This is a genomic window from Vibrio sp. Vb1980 (assembly GCF_033338615.1).
Taxonomy (GTDB): Bacteria; Pseudomonadota; Gammaproteobacteria; order Enterobacterales; family Vibrionaceae; genus Vibrio; species Vibrio alginolyticus.
This window is the reverse complement of record NZ_JAWOSZ010000100.1, coordinates 1-641: the sequence shown is the minus strand read 5'-3', so window position 1 is coordinate 641 and position 641 is coordinate 1. Positions and strand designations below refer to the sequence as shown.

General features: G+C 44.6%; 2 pseudogenes. One reads left to right on the top strand and one right to left on the bottom strand.

The annotated features are described in order from the left end of the window. A pseudogene (locus R7F64_RS23975) lies at positions 1-166 on the top strand (fructosamine kinase family protein); the annotation flags it as partial. A gap of 357 nt (positions 167-523) precedes the next feature. Here R7F64_RS23975 and R7F64_RS23970 read toward each other — a convergent pair. Next, a pseudogene (locus R7F64_RS23970) lies at positions 524-641 on the bottom strand (thymidine kinase); the annotation flags it as partial.

The window sequence follows — 641 nt, the reverse complement described above, 5'->3', positions numbered from 1 at the left end:
TCAATGGGGAGAACAGAAAGAGTTTGGTTTCGATACCGACAATTATCTCGGTTCCACCCTGCAGCCGAATCAATGGCACAAAAAATGGTGCATGTTCTTCGCTGAGCAACGTATTGGTTGGCAACTGCAGTTATTAAAAGAGAAAGGCATCCAATGCGAATCGATTGTTTTAGTGCAAAAGCCATTTATGGAACGCCGCGCCATCGCTACGTTTGAGAAGCAATGGCAATCACCCTACTCGCAAGTGCAAGTCAGTTCTACCGCTCATCCATTCTTCGAATACATCAACGAAGACATGCCGCTAATGATGGTGTTAGAAGCGCTGATGGAAGATTTTTCCCGCGTCAAAAGCTATCCCGAAAAAGGATTTCAAACTAAACAAGACATTCCAAATCAAGTGGATTCATCTTATCAAGTCTTGTTAGAGCGATTCGGTTTTGATCTCGTCTGAGCGAAATGAACAATTAAAAAGCCACCGAATTCGGTGGCTTTTCTGTACTGCTTTGAAGCTGAATGGATAGGTTTATTTACCTAGGGCTTCTTTGTAGTGCTGACGGCAAACCGAGACATAACGGTCGTTGCCACCAATTGCCACTTGGTCACCTTCTTTGATTGCGACTCCGTGTTCGTCGGTGCGGATA